General features: G+C 68.4%; 21 protein-coding genes. 11 read left to right on the top strand and 10 right to left on the bottom strand.

The annotated features are described in order from the left end of the window. Nucleotides 1–2 precede the first annotated feature (2 nt). From A7U43_RS18780 to A7U43_RS18770, 3 genes are read left to right on the top strand one after another with little or no spacing between them, the layout of a single operon-like run. Entirely contained in the window at nucleotides 3–419 is a 417-nt protein-coding gene (locus tag A7U43_RS18780; RefSeq protein WP_082902208.1) for a Zn-ribbon domain-containing OB-fold protein, read from the top strand. Between the two features lie 9 nt (nucleotides 420–428). Continuing rightward, nucleotides 429–2,648 carry an acyl-CoA dehydrogenase gene (locus A7U43_RS18775; RefSeq protein WP_067998318.1) on the top strand — a complete coding sequence of 740 codons (2,220 nt, stop codon included), beginning with the start codon at nucleotides 429–431 and terminating at the stop codon, nucleotides 2,646–2,648. Between the two features lie 7 nt (nucleotides 2,649–2,655). Then, on the top strand, nucleotides 2,656–3,225 hold the full coding sequence (locus tag A7U43_RS18770; RefSeq protein ID WP_067998316.1) for a TetR/AcrR family transcriptional regulator: 570 nt from the start codon (nucleotides 2,656–2,658) through the stop codon (nucleotides 3,223–3,225). On the opposite strand, the gene A7U43_RS18765 is transcribed toward A7U43_RS18770, so the two are convergent. Then, on the bottom strand, nucleotides 3,222–5,498 hold the full coding sequence (locus tag A7U43_RS18765) for a molybdopterin guanine dinucleotide-containing S/N-oxide reductase (RefSeq protein ID WP_067998314.1): 2,277 nt from the start codon (nucleotides 5,496–5,498) through the stop codon (nucleotides 3,222–3,224). The two genes, A7U43_RS18770 and A7U43_RS18765, sit on opposite strands and share 4 nt — an antisense overlap. A 97-nt stretch (nucleotides 5,499–5,595) precedes the next feature. Here A7U43_RS18765 and A7U43_RS18760 point away from each other — a divergent pair, with 97 nt between their 5' ends. Beyond that, nucleotides 5,596–6,753 carry an acyl-CoA dehydrogenase family protein gene (locus A7U43_RS18760; protein WP_067998312.1) on the top strand — a complete coding sequence of 386 codons (1,158 nt, stop codon included), beginning with the start codon at nucleotides 5,596–5,598 and terminating at the stop codon, nucleotides 6,751–6,753. A gap of 115 nt (nucleotides 6,754–6,868) precedes the next feature. Continuing rightward, the gene (locus tag A7U43_RS18755) at nucleotides 6,869–8,938 is read left to right on the top strand and encodes an LGFP repeat-containing protein (RefSeq protein WP_067998310.1); all 2,070 of its coding nucleotides are present in this window, start codon (nucleotides 6,869–6,871) and stop codon (nucleotides 8,936–8,938) included. A 7-nt stretch (nucleotides 8,939–8,945) separates the two neighbouring features. Here A7U43_RS18755 and lexA read toward each other — a convergent pair whose 3' ends face one another. Next, complete coding sequence (gene lexA, locus A7U43_RS18750; RefSeq protein ID WP_067998308.1) at nucleotides 8,946–9,620, bottom strand: transcriptional repressor LexA; 675 nt, start codon at nucleotides 9,618–9,620, stop codon at nucleotides 8,946–8,948. Between the two features lie 221 nt (nucleotides 9,621–9,841). Here lexA and A7U43_RS18745 point away from each other — a divergent pair, with 221 nt between their 5' ends. Then, nucleotides 9,842–10,339 carry a LysM peptidoglycan-binding domain-containing protein gene (locus A7U43_RS18745; protein ID WP_082902207.1) on the top strand — a complete coding sequence of 166 codons (498 nt, stop codon included), beginning with the start codon at nucleotides 9,842–9,844 and terminating at the stop codon, nucleotides 10,337–10,339. 75 nt (nucleotides 10,340–10,414) lie between these two features. Continuing rightward, entirely contained in the window at nucleotides 10,415–10,876 is a 462-nt protein-coding gene (nrdR, locus tag A7U43_RS18740; protein ID WP_068003139.1) for a transcriptional regulator NrdR, read from the top strand. A gap of 1 nt (nucleotide 10,877) precedes the next feature. On the opposite strand, the gene A7U43_RS18735 is transcribed toward nrdR, so the two are convergent. The 4 genes from A7U43_RS18735 to sthA form a co-directional block, all read right to left on the bottom strand. Continuing rightward, the gene (locus A7U43_RS18735; RefSeq protein WP_067998304.1) at nucleotides 10,878–11,576 is read right to left on the bottom strand and encodes a PhzF family phenazine biosynthesis protein; all 699 of its coding nucleotides are present in this window, start codon (nucleotides 11,574–11,576) and stop codon (nucleotides 10,878–10,880) included. Between the two features lie 13 nt (nucleotides 11,577–11,589). Next, entirely contained in the window at nucleotides 11,590–12,612 is a 1,023-nt protein-coding gene (locus A7U43_RS18730) for an alpha/beta fold hydrolase (RefSeq protein WP_068003134.1), read from the bottom strand. A gap of 5 nt (nucleotides 12,613–12,617) precedes the next feature. Beyond that, on the bottom strand, nucleotides 12,618–13,592 hold the full coding sequence (locus A7U43_RS18725; RefSeq protein ID WP_068003136.1) for a proteasome assembly chaperone family protein: 975 nt from the start codon (nucleotides 13,590–13,592) through the stop codon (nucleotides 12,618–12,620). Between the two features lie 100 nt (nucleotides 13,593–13,692). After that, nucleotides 13,693–15,099, bottom strand: a complete 1,407-nt coding sequence (gene sthA / locus A7U43_RS18720) for a Si-specific NAD(P)(+) transhydrogenase (protein ID WP_156526146.1) — start codon at nucleotides 15,097–15,099, stop codon at nucleotides 13,693–13,695. A 175-nt stretch (nucleotides 15,100–15,274) separates the two neighbouring features. On the opposite strand from sthA, the gene A7U43_RS18715 reads away from it, so the two are divergent. The 3 genes from A7U43_RS18715 to A7U43_RS18705 all read left to right on the top strand — a co-directional run bounded on the left by A7U43_RS18715 (nucleotide 15,275) and on the right by A7U43_RS18705 (nucleotide 18,752). After that, nucleotides 15,275–16,618, top strand: a complete 1,344-nt coding sequence (locus A7U43_RS18715) for a hemolysin family protein (RefSeq protein WP_067998300.1) — start codon at nucleotides 15,275–15,277, stop codon at nucleotides 16,616–16,618. Next, a complete protein-coding gene (locus A7U43_RS18710) occupies nucleotides 16,615–17,616 on the top strand; it encodes a hemolysin family protein (RefSeq protein ID WP_067998298.1) in 1,002 nt (333 codons plus the stop codon). The genes A7U43_RS18715 and A7U43_RS18710 overlap by 4 nt, the downstream gene beginning before the upstream one ends. Nucleotides 17,617–17,711: 95 nt before the next feature. Further along, on the top strand, nucleotides 17,712–18,752 hold the full coding sequence (locus A7U43_RS18705; RefSeq protein ID WP_067998296.1) for a DUF4192 domain-containing protein: 1,041 nt from the start codon (nucleotides 17,712–17,714) through the stop codon (nucleotides 18,750–18,752). 13 nt (nucleotides 18,753–18,765) lie between these two features. Here the strand turns inward: A7U43_RS18705 and A7U43_RS18700 are convergent, their stop codons facing one another. From A7U43_RS18700 to A7U43_RS18690, 3 genes are all read right to left on the bottom strand, one after another. Then, a complete protein-coding gene (locus A7U43_RS18700) occupies nucleotides 18,766–19,470 on the bottom strand; it encodes a metal-dependent transcriptional regulator (protein ID WP_067998294.1) in 705 nt (234 codons plus the stop codon). A gap of 168 nt (nucleotides 19,471–19,638) precedes the next feature. Then, complete coding sequence (locus A7U43_RS18695; RefSeq protein WP_067998292.1) at nucleotides 19,639–20,598, bottom strand: sigma-70 family RNA polymerase sigma factor; 960 nt, start codon at nucleotides 20,596–20,598, stop codon at nucleotides 19,639–19,641. A 147-nt stretch (nucleotides 20,599–20,745) separates the two neighbouring features. Next, nucleotides 20,746–21,162: a DUF3099 domain-containing protein gene (locus tag A7U43_RS18690; RefSeq protein ID WP_068003131.1), complete on the bottom strand. Its 417-nt coding sequence runs from the start codon at nucleotides 21,160–21,162 to the stop codon at nucleotides 20,746–20,748. A gap of 43 nt (nucleotides 21,163–21,205) precedes the next feature. Between A7U43_RS18690 and A7U43_RS18685 the strand changes: the two genes are divergently transcribed. Next, a complete protein-coding gene (locus A7U43_RS18685; protein ID WP_068003125.1) occupies nucleotides 21,206–21,442 on the top strand; it encodes a DUF3039 domain-containing protein in 237 nt (78 codons plus the stop codon). On the opposite strand, the gene A7U43_RS18680 is transcribed toward A7U43_RS18685, so the two are convergent. Next, entirely contained in the window at nucleotides 21,432–22,376 is a 945-nt protein-coding gene (locus A7U43_RS18680) for a YihY/virulence factor BrkB family protein (RefSeq protein ID WP_068003128.1), read from the bottom strand. The two genes, A7U43_RS18685 and A7U43_RS18680, sit on opposite strands and share 11 nt — an antisense overlap. Nucleotides 22,377–22,395 lie beyond the last annotated feature (19 nt).

Genomic DNA, 22,395 nt, shown 5'->3' with positions numbered 1-22,395 from the left:
TCGTGAATGACGCACTGGCGCGCCCACTGCCGCTACCCACCCCGACGTCGGCCCCGTTCTGGGACGGCCTGCGCCGGCACGAGATCTGGATCCAGTTCTCGCCATCGCTGGACGCCTACGTGTTCTATCCGCGCGTGCTCGCACCCGGCACCCTCGCCGATGATCTGCAGTGGCGCCAGATCTCCGGTATGGGCACGCTCGTCAGCTTCGCCGTCGCGCAACGACCGGTCGCGCCGCAATTCGCCGACGCGGTACCGCATCTGCTCGCCGTCGTGCAATGGGACGAAGGCCCGCGGCTGGCCACCGAACTCGTCGGCGTCGATCCCGCGCACCTTCGCATCGGCATGGCGGTCTCTCGGGTCTTCGTCGATCACCCCGCCGCCGACATCACCCTGCTGCGCTACACCGCGGCGCACTAGGAGGCTCTCGTGGTCGTGGCACTCACCGATGAACAGGTCCAGCTCACCGACACCATGGCCGGGTTCGCCCGCCGGCACGGGGGACTGGAACTGACCAGATCACAATTCGACGCGATCGCGGCCGGGCACCGGCCCGACTTCTGGCCGGCCCTGGTGAACCAGGGTCTGCATGCGGTGCACCTGCCCGAGGAGTTCGGCGGGCAGGGCGGCACGCTGGCCGACGCCGCCTGCGTCATCGACGCGGCCGGTTACGGACTGCTACCGGGCCCGCTGTTGCCCACCGTCATCGCCGGTGCGGTGGTGGCCACCGCGGACACCGACCGGCCCGGCACCCGTGCCCTGCTGGCCGGTATCGCCGACGGCCGCACGGCGGCGTTGCTGCTACCCGGGGACGGGGAGATCCGGGCCGGCGCCGGTGCCCAGGGCTGGGAACTGAGCGGCTCTGCCGGCCCGCAACTCGGCCTGAGTTCCGCGCAGCAGCTGGTGGTCGGCGCCAAAACCGCTGCCGGCGAGACACTCTGGTTCGCCCTGGACGCGAGCGCACCGGGCGTCACGGTGCAGGCGCAATCACCGACCGACCTCACCCGCGATGTCGGCACCCTGGAATGCGACCGCGCGCCGGCCGAACCGCTGCCCGGTATCGACGAGCGGACCGCCCGGGGCATCGCGGTCGGCCTCATCGCCGCCGAAGCCGCGGGCATCGCGCGTTGGTGCGTGGACAATGTCGTCGCCTACCTGAAGGTGCGCGAGCAGTTCGGCCGCCCGATCGGCACGTTCCAGGCCCTGCAGCACAAGGCGGCCATGCTGTTCATCAACAGCGAACTCGCCGCGGCCTCGGCGTGGGATGCGGTACGCGGCGCGGGCCAGTCGGCCGTCCAGCACCACATCGCGGCCGCCGGCGCCGCGGTTACCGCCATCGGTGGGCTGCCCGAACTGGTGGTCGATGCGCTCACCATGTTCGGCGCGATCGGCTATACCTGGGAGCATGACCTGCACCTGTACTGGAAACGTGCCATCAGCCTGGCCGCCGCCATCGGACCGGTGACGGATTGGGCACGCGCCCTTGGTGATCCGGACCTACCCGGGCGAGACTTCACCATCGAGCTCACCGCGGTCGAGCCGGATTTCCGCGCCGGTGTCGCGGCGGCACTCGACGCCGCGGCGGCGTTGCGCAACGAGAGGCCCGGTCGGCAGAACCCCGAATATGCGGAGTACTGGACCGGCCCGCAGCGCACCGCGCTGGCCGATGCCGGCCTGGTCGTGCCGTATCTGCCCGCACCGTGGGGTCTGGATGCCTCACCGGCGCAGCAGTTGATCATCGACGAGGAATACGACAAGCGACCCCACCTGGTGCGGCCGTCGCTGGGCATTGCGCAGTGGATCCTGCCCACGGTGCTCACCGCGGGCTCCGACGCCCAGCGCGAGCGGTTCGCGGTGCCCACGATGCGTGGCGAGATCGGTTGGTGTCAGCTGTTCTCCGAACCCGGTGCCGGATCGGATCTGGCCGCGCTGTCGACCAGGGCGACCAAAGTGGATGGCGGATGGGTGATTCAGGGCCAGAAGGTATGGACATCCTCGGCGCAGCGTGCCGACTGGGGTGCCCTGCTGGCGCGTACCGATCCGGAAGCCAAGAAACACAAGGGTATCGGGTACTTCCTCGTCGACATGAGCACCCCGGGAATCCGGGTCCGACCGCTGCGCACCGCCAGCGGAGACGAACACTTCAACGAGGTCTTCTTCGACGACGTTTTCGTTCCCGACGAGATGCTGGTGGGCGAACCCACCGCGGGCTGGTCCCACGCACTGGCCACGATGGCCAATGAACGGGTGGCGATCGGCGCCTACGTGAAGCTGGACAAGGAAAGCGAGCTGCGCGCCCTGGCCCGCCGGGCCGGCGCGGCGGATGTGACGGTGCGCCGGGCGCTGGGGGAGGTCCGGGCGGCGACCAATGCCATCGGCGCACTGGCGGTGCGCGACACCCTGGGCCGGCTCGCCGGGCACGGCCCGGGCCCGGCGAGCAGCGTCGGGAAGGTCGGCACCGCGCTGCTGGTGCGCCGGGTGACCGCCGACGCGCTGGTCTTCAGCGGGCGCGCGGCCATGGTCGGCGGCGGCGAGCAGCCGGCCGTGGGGCAGAGCCTGATGATGCCCGCCGAGGTCATCGGCGGCGGCACCATCGAGATCCAGCTGAACATCATCGCGACGATGATCCTCGGGCTGCCGAGGAATTGAGGCCGCCATGACCGACATGCCCGGCTACAAACAGGCCCGCCGGTCGCAGATCGTGGCCGCCGCGCAGGCTCTGCTGAAGGCGCAGGACTACGACCACATCCAGATGCGTGATGTCGCCGACGCGGCCGATGTCGCGTTGGGCACGCTGTACCGCTACTTCAGCTCCAAGGAGCATGTCTACGCCGCGGTGCTGATGGACTGGGCGCAGCCAGTATTCGCGCCCGCAGTCGCCGACACCGGCCCGGCGGAGCGGCGGGTGCGGGAGAAGGTCCGCGGCATCATCGCCACCTTCGAGCGTCGTCCCGGCTTCTTCAAGGTCTGCATGCTGTTGCAGAACACCGCCGATGCCAATGCGGCCGCCCTGATGGAGGACTTCGCCGCGATCGCCCTGCGGGCCCTGTCCGCGGATTTCGCCTCACTGGGCGACCAGGAATCCGCGGACACCGCGATCATGCTGTGGGGCATCGTCAACACCATGCTCTCCGGCGCGCTTCTGCACGGCAAACCGATCGCCGACGCGTACCGGGTCGTCGACGCCTTCGTCGACCTCGTCGCACCGCGATTGTCCCCGGGTTAGCGGATCACCGGCGGCTCATGCGCCCGCACCGGTGGCAGGTGTTGGGTGAACTTCTCCAGCTGCACCAGCACATGGGCGCCGGTGCAGCCACGGGCCAGCGCCGAGGTGCCGATGTCGTCGGTCAGCACATTCGGGTTGCCGTGCACGCACAGCGAATCCGGGTCGCCCGGCTCGAGCGGATCGAACCAGGCGCCGGTGGACAACTGCACCACCCGCGGGCGCAGCCGGTCGTCGATCACCACGCCGGCCAGGCAGGCGCCGCGGTCGTTGAACACCCGCGCCACGTCCCCGTCGGCCAGGCCACGGTCGGCCGCGTCCGCCGGATGGATCCGGATGGGTTCGCGGCCTTGTACTTTCGACTGCTGGCTGGTGGCGCCACCGTCGAGCTGGCCGTGCAGCCGGCTGGCGGGCTGGTTGGCGATCAGGTGCAGCGGGTAGGTCCGCGCGCGCTCACCGCCCAGCCACTCGGTGGGCTCGAACCAGGCCGGGTGGCCCAGGCAATCGTCGTACCCGAAGCTGTCGATCTCGGCGGAGAAGATCTCGATGCGGCCGCTCGGAGTGTTCAGCCGGTTGGTGTGCGGGTCGGCGCGGAAATCGGCCAGCAGGGTCAGCCCGGGCTCGGTCGGCAGCCGTAGCTGCCCGTCGGCCCAGAATTGGTCGAAGGACGGCGCATCGAAGTCCACACCGGCCGACCACGTGGCATACAGGTGCGCCAGCCATTGCCGGGCGGTGCGGCCCTCGGTGAACTCGTCGGCGACGCCGAAGCGCCGCGCGAGTTCGGCGAAGGTGGTGTAGTCGTCGCGCGCCTGTGCGTAGGGCTCGACCAGTGCCGGCATCGCCATCAGCATCGGGTCATTGCGGGAGCCGGAGTAGTCGTCGCGTTCATAGGCGGTGGTGGAGGGAACCACGATATCGGCGTGCTTGGCCATCGCCGTCCAGTACGGGTCGTGCACGACGACGGTGTCCGGCCGGGCCAGCGCGCGGCGTAACCGGCCGATGTTCTGGTGGTGGTGGAACGGATTTCCCCCGGCCCAGTAGACCAGGCGGATATCCGGGAACGTCTGGCGCCGGCCGTTGTAGTCGTACTCCCGGCCGGGGTGCAGCAGCATATCGCTGACGGCGGCCACCGGAATGAACGTCGAGACCGGATTGTGGCCCTGCGGCAGCACCGGCAACGGGAAGCGCAGCGGTGCCAGCCCCGGTTCGTTCATCGATCCGTAGCCGTGCCCGAAACCGCCTCCGGGCAAGCCGATCTGGCCGAGCATGGCGGCCAGCGTCAGGCCCATCCACGGCGCCTGCTCGCCGTGGCGGATGCGTTGCAGCGACCAGCTGATGGTCACCAGGGTGCGGCCCGCGGCCATCCGGCGGGCCAGCGCGGTGATGTCCTCTCCCGCCAGCCCGCTGATCGTCGCGGCCCAGGCCGGCGACTTCGGCACGCCGTCGTCGGTGCCGAGCAGGTACCGCTCGAAACGGTCGTACCCGACACAGTAGGTGTCCAGGAACGCGCGATCGGCGAGGTCCTCGGTGGCCAGCACATGGGCCAGCGCGAGCATGACGGCCACATCGGTGCCGGGTCGTGGGGCGTGCCATTCGTGGTCGCCGTCGACATCGTCGCGCAGCGGGGAGAACGACACGATGCGCCCGCCCCGCTCCCGGAACCGGCGCAGCGCGTCGCGTGCCGGATGTGCGGTGGTGCCACCGTGGTTGATCCCGGTGTTCTTCAGCGCCAGACCGCCGAAGGCCACCAGCAGATCGGTGTGTTCGACGATCACCTCCCACTGCGTGGAGCGTTTGAACAGATCGTCATGAGTGCCCACCACCCGCGGCATGATCACCCCGGTCGCGCCGAGGCTGTAGGAGTGCCGCGAGGAGGTGTAGCCGCCGATGAGTTTGAGAAAGCGATGCACCTGGCTCTGCGCGTGATGGAACCGGCCGGCGCTCGCCCAGCCGTACGACCCGCCGTAGATCGCCTCGTTGCCGTGTTCGGCGATGATCCGTCGTAGTTCGCCGGCGAGCAGATCGGACAGTTCGTCCCAGGACACCGCCACGAACTCGTCATCGCCGCGACGAACACTTGGCCCCGGCCCGTTGTCCAGCCAACCGCGCCGAATCGCCGGGCCCGCGACCCGGGAGCGGTGCCGGATGGAACCGGGCAGGTTGCCCAGCAGGGGCGAGGGGTCGTCGTCACCGGCGTGCGGGCGCACGGCCGTGAGGTCGCCGGCACTGACCTCGGCGGTGAAAGCGCCCCAGTGGGCCAGGCTGGCTCGCGACACGCACCGATCCTAGAGCCCCGGCCGGCGGCTCTACCAACCATCTGGTTGGTATATGTTGGGCGCCACGCACCCTGATACCAGTACCGGAGGTCACACGATGGGCGTCGTCAAATACGACCGCACCCTGTTCGAGCCCGAGCACGATCTGTTCCGCGAGTCCTACCGCGCCTTCCTGGAGCGCCATGCGGCACCGTTCCGGGAGGAGTGGGAGAAGGCCAAGATCGTCGACCGCGAGGTCTGGCGTGAAGCCGGTAAGCAGGGCTTTCTGGGCATGGCCGTTCCGGAGGAGTTCGGCGGCGGCGGCAACCCGGACTTCCGCTACAACGTCGTCATCACCGAGGAGACCGCCGCGGGCCACCACAGCGGACTGGGTTTCACCCTGCAGAACGATGTCATCGCGCCGTACCTGATCGAACTGGCCACCGAGGAGCAGAAGCGGCGCTGGCTGCCCGGATTCTGCAGCGGCGAAGTGATCACGGCGATCGCAATGACCGAACCCGGTACCGGCAGCGATCTGCAGGGCATCAAGACCCGCGCCGTCCGCGACGGCGACCACTACATCCTCAACGGGTCCAAGACGTTCATCACCAACGGCATTCACGCCGATCTGGTGATCGTGGTGGCCTGCACCGACCCGGAGAAGGGCGCGCAGGGCTTCTCCCTGCTGGTGGTCGAGCGCGGGATGGCGGGCTTCGAGCGGGGACGCCACCTCGACAAGATCGGCCTCGATGCCCAGGACACCGCCGAACTGTCCTTCACCGATGTGCAGGTTCCGGTGGAGAACCTGCTCGGCCAGGAGGGCATGGGCTTCCTCTATCTGATGCAGAACCTGCCCCAGGAACGCATCAGCATCGCCGTGATGGCCGCCGCGGCGATGGAGTCCGCGCTCGAGCAGACCCTGCAGTACACCAAGGAGCGCAAGGCGTTCGGCAAGCCGATCGGCAGCTTCCAGAACAACCGGTTCGTGCTGGCCGAACTGGCCACCGAGGCGACCGCGATCCGCATCATGGTCGACGAGTTCATCCGGTTGCACCTGGACCGCAAGCTCACCGTCGATCAGGCGGCGATGGCCAAGTGGTACAGCACCGAGGCGCAGGTGCGTTTGGTGGACCGCTGCCTGCAGTTGCACGGCGGCTACGGCTACATGCGTGAATACCCGATCGCGCGGGCATTCCTGGACTCCAGGATCCAGACGATCTACGGCGGAACCACCGAGATCATGAAGGAGATCATCGGCCGCGGCCTGGGGGTGTGAAGGTCCGACACGCATAACGCGCAGGTGGCGATATCCCACGACTTCGTGGTCGGCTGACGCAAAGTTGACGAACGCGATACTTTCGTGTGGTTTTGCACGACTTCGGGGAGGACCGATGACCAGGCAGCGATCCCGGCTTAGCAGGATTGCCGGGCGGCTTGCGGTAGGGCTCGTGAGCGCCGGATTGTTCGCGTCGGTGTTGATGGCGCCGCCGGCCGTCGCCACGCCGGAAAGTGATGCCGACGCGGCGATCACCGCGGCCTGGGAGACCGGCGGCGGTGAGACCGGTCCGCTGGGCCCCAAGGACGGTGGCGTCTACCCGGCCGGTGACGGTTTCGGGCAGAACTTTGCCTCGGGCAAGATCTTCTTCACCCCCGATACCGGCGCGCATATCGTCTCCGGCGCGATCCTGGAGAAGTACGAGTCGCTCGGCGGTCCTGCCGACAGTGACCTGGGCTTCCCGACCATCGACGAGGGCCCCGGCCGGGCGGCCAACAGTCGCAACTCCACCTTCAGCGCGCCGGACAAGCCGGTCATCTTCTGGACGCCGGACACCGGTGCGCGGGTCGTGCGCGGCGCCATCAACCAGGCCTGGGATGCGCTCGGGGGTTCGGCCGGAGCGCTCGGCGTACCCAGCGAGGATGAGACCACCAATGGCGATGTCGTCACCCAGAAGTTCACCGGCGGTGAGATCTCGTGGAACCGCAAGACCAAGGCCTTCACCACGGTGCCGCCTGAGCTGGCAGGTCAGCTCGGGGCCATCGAGGTCCCCTCGGACGCCACCTCTGCCATCGCCGCCGCCCGCCGTGCCGCCGGCGGCGCACTCGGGCCGCTGGGCGCCGAGGAGGGCGCGCAGTACGCGATCGGCGCCGACGGCGTGGGGCAGAACTACGCCGGCGGCAAGATCTTCTACAGCCCCGACACCGGCGCCAACGTGGTCACCGGACAGGTGCTGGCCAAGTACGAGAGTGTCGGCGGGCCGACCGGCGATCTGGGGTTCCCCACCACCAGCGAGGCCGATGGCGGACTGACCCCGCAGAGTCGGGTGGTCGAGTTCGCCGCGGAGGACCAGCCCGTCATCTTCTGGACACCCGATTTCGGCGCCGTCATCGTGCGTGGCGCGATGAACGCCGCATGGCAGAAGCTGGGTGGCGCCACCGGTGAGCTCGGGGCGCCGAAGGCCGACCAGACCGAGAACGGCGATATCGTCAGCCAGCAGTTCAACGGTGGTTCGATCTCGTGGGACCGGGCGGCCAAGAAGTTCAGCACCGAGCCCGCCGGTCTGCAGTCTCAGCTCGCCGGACTCGAGGTGCCGGGCGCGGACGCGCCGCAGGCCCCGGCGGACGGGCCGCAGGCCGACGGCGATTCCGGCAAGGGCGCCAGCTGGTTCTCCTGGTGGTGGCTGCTCGGCCTGATCCCGCTGCTCGGTGTGCTCGCGCTGATCGGCGTCGCGGTCCTGCGTAACCGCCGTCCCCGCGACGGTGACCACTTCGGTGACGGCCACTTCGACGACGGTCACCACGACGGTGAGGATCCCTACGAACGCGGCTACAGCGGCGGATACGGGGACCGCTACGAATCCGGGTACCCCAGCCGCCCGGAACCGGCTCCCTACACCCCGCAGAGCCCGTGGGCGTCGGCGCCGCCGGCCGAATCCGGCACCGAGGACGGTGACGACTACAGCGGTGACGACTACGCCGACGAGTACGACAGCGACGAGTACGACGGCGACGGATACGACGGCGACGGATACGACGCCGACGACCACGACGGCGAACCCGCCGCGGAGCGCGATGTCGACGCCGACGATCTCGAAGAGCTCGACGCCGAGCAGGATGCGGTGCTGAGTTTCGACGACGACCCGGACGCCGTGGACACCGCGCCGACGCGGATCGAGTCACCCACCGCGGTGATCGCGCCGCCGCAGACCGCGTACGAACCGGATTTCCCGAGTGGGCGTCACGCCGCGATACAGGACGACGAGCCCGAGGACGCCGGATGGACCTCGATGCGGCTGGCCACCGGTGACCGCTACCGGGCGCCGGAGGGCTACCCGATCAAGGCGGACACCAAGACCGGTTTGTACTGGGCTCCGGGGAGCCCGGGCTACCGCGACACCGAGGCCGAGATCTGGTTCGCCAGTGAGGAATTCGCCCGGACGAACGGATTCGTCCGGGCGGACTGAGGGTCCGTCAGATCTTGCGGATCACGGTGACGACCTTGCCGAGCACCACCGCGTCGTTACCGTCGATCGGTTCGAACGCCGGGTTGTGCGGCATCAGCCACACCTGACCGCGGGTTCGCTTGAAGGTCTTCACGGTCGCCTCGCCGTCGATCATGGCCGCGACGATATCGCCGTTCTCGGCGACGTTCTGCTGGCGGATGACCACCCAGTCGCCGTCGCAGATCGCGGCGTCGATCATGGATTCGCCGACCACCTTCAGCAGGAACAGCGAACCCTCGCCGACCAGCTCGCGGGGGAGCGGGAAGACCTCTTCGACGGCCTCTTCGGCCAGGATGGGGCCACCCGCGGCGATCCGGCCGAGCACCGGCACGAATGTCGGTTCGGGGAGCGCGTCCGACCCGGCCACATCGGTGGTCACGATGGGGGTCACCACATCGTCGGAACCGCGCACGTCCACGGCGCGGGGCCGGTTCGGGTCCCTGCGGAGGTAACCCTTGCGTTCCAGGGTGCGTAGCTGGTGCGCCACCGACGAGGTGGAGGTCAGGCCGACGGCGTCGCCGATCTCACGGATGCTCGGCGGATACCCGCGACTGGTCACGGAGGTGCGGATGACCTCCAGGATGGTGCGCTGACGCTCGGTCAGGCTGGAGCGTGCCTCAGGGGTTTCGGTGCTGTCGCTCATGTGCCCGAATGTAGTCGCCACCGCACAGATAATCAAACATGTGTTCGAGGCGTGTCGTGTTCGCCCTCGGCCCGGCGGGTGGCCGCGCGGGACGCGTCCACTTGTCGGTGCCCCGGTCTATCGTTTCGCAACAGTTCGATCACATGTTCTATTCATCGAACACATGATCGACTAGCATTCGAACACAGAAGCGAAAGACCCCTACTCGGAGAGGCGCTCAGATGACGATTCTCGAAGCTCGCCCGGACACTCGGCACAGTGCGTACGCCCCGGCTCGGTCGCCGCGGCCCGCAATGGCCGCCGAGGTGTGGCCCCTGCCCCGCGACGTCGTCGTGCGCCGGCGTCGTGTCCCATCCTCGCGCCGCCCCGGTGGTGCACCCCTGGGCCACCGCGGCAGCGGGGTGCTGATGTCCCGCGCCTCGCACCGGCGCCGGCCGATCACACCGGCCGCCACGGTGCTGCTGGCCCTGCTGGCCGGCGCAATCACCCTGTGGCTCGGGCTCGTCGCCCAGCTGGGCGGTCCCACCGAAGAGCCCGTCCAGCTGCCCACCCGCCTGTCGGTGGTGTACGTGCAGGACGGTGAGACGCTGCAGCACATCGCCCACCGGGTGGCCCCGGATGCGCCCGCGGGCCAGATCGTCGAGCGCATCCGCGAGCTCAACAAGCTCGAAACAGGCACGGTGCAGGCCGGGCAGACGCTCATCGCACCGATCGGCTGACGCGTGCTCTGCGGTACCCAGGTAGGCTCGACGACATTCGAACTGGTCGATCTGCGGTGCGGCGAAGGAGCGGTGATGCACTGTCCGTTCTGTCGTCACCCGGACTCACGTGTCGTCGACTCCCGGGAAACCGATGAGGGTCAGGCCATCAGGCGTCGCCGGTCCTGCCCGGAATGCGGCCGTCGATTCACCACGGTCGAGACCGCGGTGCTCGCGGTCGTCAAGCGCAGCGGGGTGACCGAACCGTTCAGCAGGGAGAAGGTCATCAAGGGTGTGCGCCGGGCATGCCAGGGCCGACAGGTCGACGATGATGCGCTCAACCTGTTGGCACAACAGGTCGAGGACGCCGTGCGGGCCGCGGGTTCGCCCGAGATTGCGAGCCACGACGTGGGACTCGCGATCCTCGGCCCGCTCCGCGATCTCGATGAGGTCGCCTATCTGAGGTTCGCCTCGGTGTACCGGTCCTTCACCTCGGCCGACGATTTCGAACGGGAGATCGAGGCGCTGCGCGCCCACCGTGTCTCCACCTCCGGCTGATTCAATCCAGTCGGACGCCGGCGTCGGCTACCACCCGGCCCGCGATCTTGACCCAACCCGCCGGGTCCCACCACGTACGAATCTCGGAGCCTCTGCCTTGGGTGATGAGCAGATCTCGGCTCAGGTGGTCGGTCATCCGTACCGCCGCCGCGCCGGTCGCCTCGTCCTCGGCGATGCCGAGGTGCGGCGCAAACATCCGGGACCGCAGAGCGCCCCGGCACTCGTCCGTCCACGCCCAGAGGTAATGCTCGACGTCGTCGGTGTAATCGGCGGTGTCGGCGGCCAGCACCTGCTCGACCGACTCCAGGTGGTAGATGGCCATATCGGGTGCCCAGTCCGATCGGGCGCTGATCACGGTCCACTCGCCGTCGGCTTCCGGCAGATACTCCACCTGCACCAGACCCGCCGGGACGTGCAGCGTCCGCACCGGTGTGCCGCGCTGCTTGAGCCACCACGCGGTGCCCACCGTCGGGTGCCCGGCGAACGGTAGTTCGGCGACCGGAGTGAAGATCCGCATGTGTGCGCTCGCCGCTCCCGGCTCCGGAAGATCGACGAACACCGTTTCGCTGTAACCCAATTCGGTGGCCACGCGTTGGCGGTCGGCCGGATCCACGGTCGCCGCATCGATCACGCCGAGGGGATTGCCGAACTCGCCCCGTGCATCGGTGAACACTCGCAGGACTGCAACATCGACGGCCATACCCCGATGGTAGTCAGGTGGCGCTGCGCTCGTCGGCGCCCATCGCGTCGAGCACGGCGACCCTGGTGTTCAGCGAACCGGTGATCGCGCGTTCGCTCATACCGGTGCGCAGCAGGCCGCGCAGCAGTTCGTGGTCGTACTCCGCGGGAATCGTGGTGTCGATGAAGTGCTGCACCACGTCGACGAAACGGTCAGGGTCGTCGTGAAAGGGGAAATGCCCGGATCCCTCGAAGATCTCCAGCGTCGAGCCCGGCATCGCGGCATGTGCGAGCCATGCGTGGCTGACCGGGATCACCGAGTCGTGGGTACCCCAGACCAGTTGCACGGGAACGGATTCGGTCAGATAACAGCGATCCAGCATGGTGACCACCTGGCCGCGCCAGTCCACGACAGCGCGCAGCGTCCTGGCGAACGCCGAGGATGCCGTCGGCTCGGGGAGATCGGCGAGCACGCGCAGGGCGTCGGGCAGATCGCGGCCCAGTCCGGTCGACCCGAACAGGGCCCCGCCGATGCGTCCGGCCGCCTGCAGGGCGGGCAGCACCAGCGGCAACCGCAGCAGCGCCAGCGCTTCGGTGGCCCCCGGCAGTGCCGCGACCCGCAGCGCCACATTCACGTCCTTGCTGACCCCGCCCGCGCCGACCAGCACCAGCCGGTCGACCAGCTGCGGAAATTGGTAGGCGAACTGCATGGCGACGCCGCCGCCCAGGGAGTGGCCGACGACGGTCACCCGGTCGATGTCCAGCACGCTGAGCAGATCGCGCATGCCGTTGGCGTAGGCGGCCACCGAGTAATCGGCGCGCGGCTTGTCCGACTGTCCGTGGCCCAGCAGATCGGGCGCGATCACCGTGAAACGCCGCGCCAGCATCGCCTGCACGGTGTGCCAGGTCGTGGAGTTGTCGCCGATGCCGTGGATCAACAGGATCGCCGGACCCGAACCCGCGACCCGGAACGCTCGACGATAGCCGTGGATGGTGCGGAACTGCAGGGCCGGAGAGATCTCCGGCACGCTGCGCAGGTTCGGCTTGCGATCGGTCATGTCGGTCACTCCTCGCCGTCGGTGAAGCCCTCCCCGAACTTGCCGTCCGCCTGCTGGGCGAGGAATTTCTCGAACTCGGCGCCCAGTTCGTCACCGCTGGGCAGTTCCTCGTCACGTGCCAGCAACGAGCGATTTTCCTGAGCGGCAACGAACGCATCGTACTGACGCTCCAGCTGGGCCACCACTTGAGCCACCTCGGCGCTGGCCTCGACCTGCTCGTTGATCTTGGTGTGCACCTCGGCGGCGGCCTCCCCGAGCGCGGCCAGGGGGATCTGCAGCGCCCCCGCCCGGGCTGCCTCGGCGAGCAGGGTCTCGGCGGCCGGTGGGTAGGCGGTTTGGGCCAGGTAGTGCGGCACGTGCACGGTGAATCCGACCGCGTCGTGCCCGTGCTGGCTCATCCGGAATTCCAGCAGGCTGGACACACTCGCCGGTACCTGAACCTCGCCGACCCACGGGGTGTAGTCGGCGATGAGCTCGGAATTTGCCGAGTGCGCGGTCAACGTGACCGGCCGGGTGTGCGGGACCGCCATCGGGATGGTGCCCAGGCCGATGGTCTGCCGCACGCCCAGCCGTTCGGCCAACAGCCGCACGGCGGTGACGAAACGCTCCCAGCGCAGGTCGGGCTCCATGCCGGCCAGCAACAGGAACGGGGTGCCGACGCTGTCGTGCAGCGCGTAGAGGTTCAGCTCGGGCTGGTCGTAGCTGGCGAAGTGATCGGTCTTGAACGTCATCATCGGCCGCCGTGACCGGTAGTCCAGCAGTTCGTCGATGGCGAACGACGCGACCAGCTCGGTGTCGAGGGTGTCCTTCAGATGCTGGGACGCCAGCTTGATGGCGTGACCGGCATCGGAAAATCCTTCCAGCGCGTGGATCATCACTGGCCCACGACCGTCCGTGGCGGACAGTTGTGGGGCAGGAAACTCCAGCTCGTACATACCGTTCTGCTCGGGCTGGTAATGCTGCTCCTGGTTATCGGCCATGTGGTTCACCTCCTGTTCACTAGTGTCTCGCACTTTGTCGCGGTGCTCGTGTGCGACCCCGGACATTGGTGCAACACAGGGGAGGTGGCGGGAAGTCCCGTCAGCTCTTGAACTGGCTGAGCGCGCGCAGTTTGTTCATCACGTCGAGTGCGGCGACCTTGTAGGCCTCGGAGAACGTCGGGTAGTTGAACACCGCGTCGACGAGGTACTCGACGGTCCCGCCGCAGCCCATCACCGCCTGGCCGATGTGCACCATCTCGGTGGCGTTGGTGCCGAAGATGTGCACGCCGAGCAGGCGTAGGTCCTCGGTCGACACCAGCAGCTTGAGCATGCCGTAGGAGTCCCCGGCGATCTGCCCGCGGGCCAGTTCGCGGTAGCGCGACACCCCGACCTCGTACGGCACGGAATCCTTGGTCAGATCGACCTCGGTGGCGCCGACATAGGACACCTCGGGAATCGAATAGATGCCGATCGGCTGAATCTCGGTGATCGAATGCGTCGGCTCGCCGAATGCGTGATACGCGGCGAGGCGACCCTGCTCCATCGAGGTGGCGGCCAGCGCCGGAAAGCCGATCACGTCGCCGACGGCGTAGATGTGGTCGACCTTGGTCTGGTAGTTGTCGTCGACGAAGATCCGGCCCCGGCCATCTGCCTCCAGCCCGGCGGTGGGCAGGTCCAGGTGATCGGTCTGCCCCTGCCGCCCGGCCGAGTACATCACCGTCTCCGCCGGGATCTGCTTGCCGCTGGCGAGCGTGGTGACGGTCCCGGCGGTGCCGACGTCGACGGCGGTGACCTCTTCGCCGAAACGGAAGGTCACCGCCTGGTCGCGCAGATGGAACTTCAGCGCCTCGATGATCTCCGGATCGCAGAACTCCAGCATGTTGGGGCGCTTCTCGACGACGGTGACCTTGGTGCCCAACGCGGCGAACATCGAGGCGTACTCGATACCGATCACGCCGGCGCCGACCACCACCATCGAGCTCGGGATGGACTTGAGGTCGAGGATGCCGTCGGAATCCAGCACCCGCTGCTCGTCGAACTCCACGCCGGCGGGGCGGGCCGGTTTGGTGCCGGTGGCGATGACGATCTTGCGGCCGCTGACGGTCACCCGCTCGGCGCGGTTGGGATCGTCGACGTGCACGGTGTGCGCATCGAGAAAGCGGGCGTGCCCGACGTAGAGCTCGATGCGGTTGCGCATCAGCTGCGAGCGCACCACGTCGATCTCCTTGCCGATGACATGCTGGGTGCGGGCCAGCAGGTCGGCGGGGGTGATCTTCTCCTTGACCCGGTAGCTGGCGCCGTACAGCTCGCGCTGGTTCATCCCGGTGAGGTAGACCACCGCCTCGCGCAGCGTCTTGCTCGGGATGGTGCCGGTGTTGACGCAGACACCGCCGAGCATCAGACCGCGTTCGATCACGGCCACGGTCTTGCCCAGTTTGGCGGCGGCGATCGCGGCCTTCTGCCCGCCCGGACCGGAACCGATGACGACGAGGTCGTACTCCTGCATGGAACCCATGGCTGACGTTCCTACGCCGGGAACCGCCAAACCGGATGTCTGTGCCGCTAATTGCGTGTGAACAAATTCGGCACAGTCGGCTCGGGAACTTCGCTGCGGTGTCGTTCGTAGGTACTTGTGTGAGACGCGCCAAGCGCAAACGCCGAAGACCGCGCCCGGCCACCGCATGCTGACCGCCCTGGGAATCCTGGCCGGCATCGCGGTCGTGTTGGCGATCACCGCGCTGACCGGTTATTTCGTGGCCCAGGAGTTCGCCTTCATGGCCGTGGACCGATCCCGCCTCAAAGCGCGCGCGCAGGCCGGGGACGCCGCCGCAGCCCGCGCGCTGGCGGTGACGCGGCGCACCTCGTTCATGCTCTCGGGCGCTCAGCTCGGTATCACCGTCACCGGCTTGCTGGTCGGCTATGTCGCCGAACCGCTCATCGGCGCGGGCCTGGGCGAGTTGCTCGGGGATGTGGGGGTGCCCATCGCGGTGGGCGTCGCCATCGGCACCGTGCTGGCGGTGCTTTTCTCCACGGTGGTGCAGATGGTGTTCGGCGAGCTGTTCCCGAAGAACCTCGCCATCGCCCGGCCCGAGGCCGTCGCCGACAAGCTGGCCTTGTCCACCACCATCTATCTCGCGGTATTCGGTTGGCTCATCCGACTCTTCGACGCCTCATCGAATCTGTTGCTGCGCGCGCTGCGCATCGAACCGGTGCACGATGTGGAGCATTCGGCCACCCCGCGCGATCTGGAGCACATCGTGGCCGACTCCCGGCAGGCCGGTGAACTCCCCGAGTACCTGTCCACCTTGCTGGACCGTATCCTCGATTTCCCCACCCGCAGTACCGAACACGCGATGATCCCGCGGGCCCGTGTGGACGTGGTGCGCGCCGACGAGCCGGTGCACGCGGTCCTGGACAAGATGGCCACCGGCCACACCCGCTACCCGGTGGTGGGCGGATCCGCCGACGACCTGATCGGCGTCGTGCATCTGCACGACCTGCTCGGTGCCGCCGACCCGGATGCCACCGCGGCCTCGCTGAGCCGGCCGGCGGTGATTCTGCCGACCACGTTGGCGCTGCCCGCGGCGCTGCGCACGCTGACCGCGGCGCGCGACGAAATGGCCCTGGTGATCGACGAATACGGCGGTTTCGCCGGGGTGCTCACCATGGAGGATCTGGCCGAGGAACTGGTCGGGGAGATCGACGACGAGCACGACGGTGCGGGCGCCGACGAGGATATCGTCGCGACCCCGCAGGGCTGGCTGATTCGCGGCGACGTCGCGCTCGACGAGGTCAGCCGCGCCGTCGGACACGATCTGCCCGAGGGTGATTACGAGACGCTGGCGGGTCTGGTCATCGCCGAGTTCGGCGGCCTGCCCACCGTCGGCGACAGCGTCACCGTCGAGCTCGGCATCGACCCCGCCGAACTGATCGCCGAGGATCCGCCCGTCGCGCGGCACCTGCACGCGACGGTGCGCAGCGTCGACAAGCACGTTCCGGCAAGCGTTCTGGTGGTGCTGCGATGAACAGCCCATGGGTGGTCGCGCTCGTCACCGCGGCGCTGATCGCGGCGAGTGCCTTCTTCGTCGCGGTGGAATTCGCGCTGATCGCCGCGCGGCGGCACCGTCTGGAAGACGCCGCCCCGCACAGCCGTTCCGCGCGGGCTGCGCTGCGTTCGGCCTCGGAGCTCTCGGTGCTGCTGGCGGGTTCCCAGCTCGGCATCACGGTGTGCACGCTGGCGCTGGGTGCCCTCACCAAACCCGCGGTGCACCACTGGCTCACACCCGCGATCGCGGGCTGGGGTGCACCGGCCTGGCTGGCCGACGTGGGCGGTTTCGTGCTCGCGCTGATCATCGTCACCTTCCTGCACCTGGTGGTCGGGGAGATGGCGCCGAAGTCCTGGGCAATCGCGCATCCCGAGCGGTCGGCAACCCTGCTGGCACTCCCGATGCGGGCCTTCATGTGGGTGGCGCGCCCGCTGATCGGCGCACTGAACCGGCTGGCCAACTGGTGCCTGTCCAAGGTCGGCGTCGACCCGGTCGATCAGGTCGCCACCGGCCAGGATCCGGATGCGCTGCGGCACCTGGTGGAGCATTCCGCGACGGTCGGCACCCTGGATGAGCGCTACCACGGTCATCTGGTCAGCGCGCTGGAACTGCAGGCCCTGACCGTCGGGGACATGGTCCGCGACGGGGCCGTGCCCAGCGGCGTGGCCCCCGACGCGACACCGGCGGTCATCCAGGCCGCATCGCGGGCCACCGGACACCTGCGTCTGCTGGTGGCGGACGACGGTGTGGTGCACGTGCGTGACACGGTCCATGCGCCCGACACCGTCACTGCCGCCGATCTGATGCGGCCGGCGCTGAAACTGGCGGCCGAGACCCCGGTGTACGCCGCCTTGCGCACCATGCGGGAGACCCGCAGCCACCTGGTGGTGGTCGTCGAGGATAGCCGGGTGCGCGGGCTCATCACGTTGGCCGATGTGTTGGACAGACTGCTGCCGGCCGCCGACGCGGCACGGTGACCGGCTTATCCACAATCTCGGATTCGTGCACAGTCGACCCGCGTGGGCGGTGTTGGTGCGGCCGGCGGTCGGTCCCGCGGGTCACGGTGAGACGCATGACAACACAACCTCGAGGGTTCGACATCGGTCGGCCCGCCTCGCTGATCGCCGCTGTGCCCGCCGTGCTGGGCTTCGTCCCCGAACACTCGCTGGCGCTGGTGACCGTTGACGCCGCCGAGCTGGGCGCCGTGCTCCGCGTCGACCTGTCGCCGGACCTGGTGGCCAACACCGACCACCTCGCCGAGGTGGTGGGTTCGGCGGCCCCGGACGACGCGATCGCGATGATCATCGACGAGTTCGGCGCCGACTGCCAGGCATGCGGCACCGACCATGAGGCGTTGGCCGATGCGTTGACCCGGTCGCTGGCGGCCGAGGGGGTCGAACTGCTGGCCGTGCTCGTGGTGGACCGGATTGCCGCGGGCGGGCGCTGGTACTGCGCGGACGGCTGCGGTGCCCATGGCGAGGTCGACGATCCGGAGGCCTCGCCGCTGGCGGCGGCCGCGGTGCTCGACGGGCGGCGGCTCTACCGTCGCCGCGCCGATCTGCAGCAGGTGATCGCGGTCACCGACGCCGACCGGGGCGCACGCCTGGCCGCGGCCATCGCGAGCCGCGGCGAGGTCAGGCGCAGCGCGCGTACCGCGCGTGAGGCCGTCCACGCGGCGATGTCCACCGCCGCCCGCCTCGCCGACGGCACCGAACCGGGCGACGGCGAGCTGGTCAGCGTGGTGTGCGCGCTGGGCGACCCGCGGGTGCGCGACACCCTGTACGCGCTGGCGGTCGGGGACGGTGCCGCCGCGGCCGAGTCGCTGTGGGCGTTGATGGCGCGCACACTGCCGCCGCGCTGGCGCCCGGATGCGCTCGCTCTGCTGGCCTTCTCCGCCTACGCACGCGGGGACGGCCCGCTGGCCGGTATCGCGCTGGAGGAGGCGGTGCGCATCGCCCCCGAGCACCGGATGGCGGTCATGTTGGACAGCGCGCTGCAATCGGGTATGCGCCCGGAACAGATCCGTGAGATGGCGCTGTCCGGCTACCGAACTGCGGCAAAACTCGGGGTGCGGCTGCCGCCGCGGCTGGCGTTCGGTCAGCGCGCCGGCTGAAAAGCCGCCTACCTCAGACTTTTTCGACCTTCACGGCATGGGCCATGTGATGGGGGAGTTCGACTTCCTGATGGCCGGGGATCAGGATCAGCACGCCGCCCTGTTCGGCCGGGTCATCGGTGACCTGCACGGTGACTCGAGCATTGGGGACCACGCCGGCGTCCTTGAGCCGGCTGATCAACTCGACATCGCCCTGCACGTGTTCGGTGAGCTGGCGGACCACGACGGCGACGGGGGATCCGGCGGGCAGTTCGGTGAGGCGGACCAGGTTGGCGTCCTCGCCGTTACCGGTGCCGCCGAACCCGAGTTCGGACAGGCCGGGGATGGGGTTGCCGAACGGCGAGGTGGTCGGGTTGTCGAGGACCTGCACGAGCCGGCGTTCCACGTCCTCACTCATGACGTGCTCCCAGCGGCAGGCCTCGGCGTGCACTTCCTCCCAGGGCAGGCCGATCACGTCGACCAGCAGCCGTTCGGCCAGGCGGTGTTTGCGCATCACCGAGACCGCGAGGTAGCGGCCCTTCTCGGTGAGCTCGAGGTGCCGATCGCCGGCCACGTGCAGCAGGCCGTCGCGTTCCATCCGCGATACGGTCTGGCTCACCGTCGGGCCGCTCTGCTCCAGCCGTTCGGCGATCCGTGCACGCAGCGGCACCACTCCCTCTTCTTCGAGGTCGTAAATGGTCCGCAGGTACATCTCGGTGGTGTCGATGAGATCGTTCATGCCCTACCTTCCAGGCCCTGCCGTTACCTTCGGAGTCTAGCGGTTTGGCTCCTTGAACAGGGGTGCAACATCCCCGGGTGCGCCCCTGTGACGATGTGATGCCCGCCGCGGATCGCGACGGGCATCACTGTGGTGCACGTTGGCGCTGGTGTGACCAGCCGCACGCGGCTAGCTGGCGTACGAACGCAGCCGCTCGGCGCGGTCTCCGTTGCGCAGCTTGGACATGACCTCGCGCTCGATCTGGCGGACCCGCTCGCGGGACAGCCCGAACAGCTTGCCGATCTGGTCCAGGGTGCGCGGCTGGCCGTCATCGAGGCCGAAGCGCAGCCGGATGACCTGCTGTTCACGCTCGTCGAGCGTGGCCAGCACGTAGCGGATGTCGGTGTGCAGCAGTTCGGAGATGACCGCGTTCTCGGCCGACATCGCCTCGGAATCCTCGATGAAGTCGCCCAGCGGGGCTTCCTCGTCGCTACCGACCGGCATGTCCAGGCTCACCGGATCGCGGCTGTGCTCCAACAGGTCGGCGATCTTCTCGGCCGGGATGCCCGACTCTTCGGCCAGTTCCTCGTCGGTGGCCTCGCGGCCGAGGTTCTGGTGCATCTCGCGCTTGATCCTGGCGAGCTTGTTCACCTGTTCGACGAGGTGCACGGGCAGCCGGATGGTGCGGCTCTGGTCGGCCATGCCCCGGGTGATGGCCTGGCGGATCCACCAGGTGGCGTAGGTGGAGAACTTGAACCCCTTGGCGTAGTCGAACTTCTCCATGGCGCGGATCAGTCCGAGGTTGCCTTCCTGGATGAGGTCCAGCAGCGGCATACCGCGGCCGGTGTAGCGCTTGGCCAGCGAGACCACCAGGCGCAGGTTCGCCTCCAGCAGATGCCGGCGCGCGGCGTCGCCGTCGCGTACGACGGCGGCCAGATCGCGCTTGCGTGCGTCACCGAGACGTTTCTTGGTGTTCAGAACGTGCTGGGCGTACAGGCCGGCTTCGATCCGTTTGGCGAGCTCGACTTCGTCGGCGGCGGTCAGCAGCGCGGTCTTCCCGATGCCGTTGAGATACACCCGGACAAGATCGGCAGCTGGGCTCTGGGCGTCCAGATCGGAATCGAAGCGGCTTGCGGTGGCGATCGCCATTTACGGCCTCCTGCTCGGTTGAACTGTCACGACGTACAACGCCCGAGGGTGCCCGTGAGTTCCCGCTCGGTCTTGGTGGCGTACCACTTGACCTGCGGTTTTAAACCTACGACCTGAGAATGTCCTGAGAAGTGGAGAAGACGTCGCTCAGTGGGGAACGCCGGGCCCGGTGCCGGTGCCCGGGGTGGGGCGGACCGGCGGCTGCAGCGCGGGGCGCTCGGCGGTGGGGAACAGCGGGGTGCGCCTCGGGCCGGCGTCCTGGTAGCGGCGCGGCTCGCTGGCACTGCGCGGCGGTCGGTCGTTGGCGATCAGCACGGCAATCCAGGGCAGTGGGATCGACACCACGATGATCGCCAGTGAGATCAGCCCGTTCTGCCAGATCCCGTAGGCGGCGGCGGCCAGCACGAGTGCCGGGATGCGGAACGCCATGATCGTCAGGTACTTACGGACACGCTCCCGGTGCTGCTCGTCCTGGGGGAGAGCGGCGCGGGTGATGAGGACCGGACGACCTTCGTCGTCGAAACTCAGCTCGGGGCCGTGTTTCATCCCTCCACTGTTCCACATCTCGGGACCGCTGTGGGGTTCGGTCTCGGGCACAATGGGTGCCATGCAGACCCAGACCATCGAGCGCCCAGATACCGACGAACGCGTCGACGACGGAACCGATGACGACGCCCCCAAGGTCTTCCATTACGTGAAGAAGGAAAAGATCGCCGAAAGTGCCGTGATGGGCACGCACGTCGTCGCGCTGTGCGGTGAGGTGTTCCCGGTGACCAAGTCGGCCAAGCCCGGTTCCCCGGTGTGTGCCGACTGCAAGCGGATCTACGAACAGCTCAAGAAGTAGGGTTCTCCCCGGTCTTGTCCTGGACCGTCTTGTCCTGGATCCACTCGCGTAATCGCCGCGCGTGGGTGTCCGGTGCCGGCCACTCCTCCTGGATCGCGGCGTTGAGTTCCGCCCCGATCATCACGGCGAATCCGGCCAGGAACGCGAACAGCAGGAAGGCGATGGGGGTCGCCAGCGCCCCATAGGTGTAGCCGGTGGCGGTGATCCAGGTCAGGTAGAACCGCAGGCTGAAGGTCGCGATCAGGAACACCGCGGTCGCCAGGACGGCGCCGACCACCAGTCGGTGGGTCGGCAACGGGCTGGGCAGCGATACCCGGTAGAGCACGGTCACCACCAGGATCAGCGCCAACACCAGCACCGGGTAGTACCCGTACTGCAGCACGTGCGACCAGCTGTCCGGGATGAACTCGACGATCTTGCGGGGGCCCAGCGCGATGAACGGCGCCGTCAGCACCGCGCTCACCAGCATCACCACGTACAACCCGAGCGCGAAGAACCGCTGCCGCACCGGGTGTCGCAGCGGTGTCTGGTCATGCGCCTCGACCACCGAATCCACGAAGGCCGAGACCGCCGAGGACCCCGCCCACAACGAGATCACGAATCCGAGGGAGACCACTTCACCGCGAGCGGACCGCACGATGTCGTAGATCGTCGGCGCGATGATCTCGTTGACCACGTTCTGGGAGAAGAAGCGCTCGGCGGTGCCGATCAGCTGGTTCTCGATGGTCGGCAACGTGTCCGGTCCGAACAGCGGTGCCAAATAGGCCAGGCTGCCCAGCATCCCCAACAGCAGGGGCGGAAGCGAGAGCGCACACCAGAACGCGGCCTGCGCGGACTCGGAGAAAATCGAGTCATCCCAGGATTTGCTGAGTGTGCGCTTGGTGATCGGCCAAACGTGATGACGTGACGGCTTCGCCGGCGGCTGGTCGGTCATCACCGGTCCAGCATTCCCG

The organism is Mycobacterium adipatum, assembly GCF_001644575.1.
GTDB classification, from domain to species: domain Bacteria; phylum Actinomycetota; class Actinomycetes; order Mycobacteriales; family Mycobacteriaceae; genus Mycobacterium; species Mycobacterium adipatum.
Note: the sequence above shows the minus strand (reverse complement) of the source record. Positions and strands in the feature narration are given on the sequence as shown.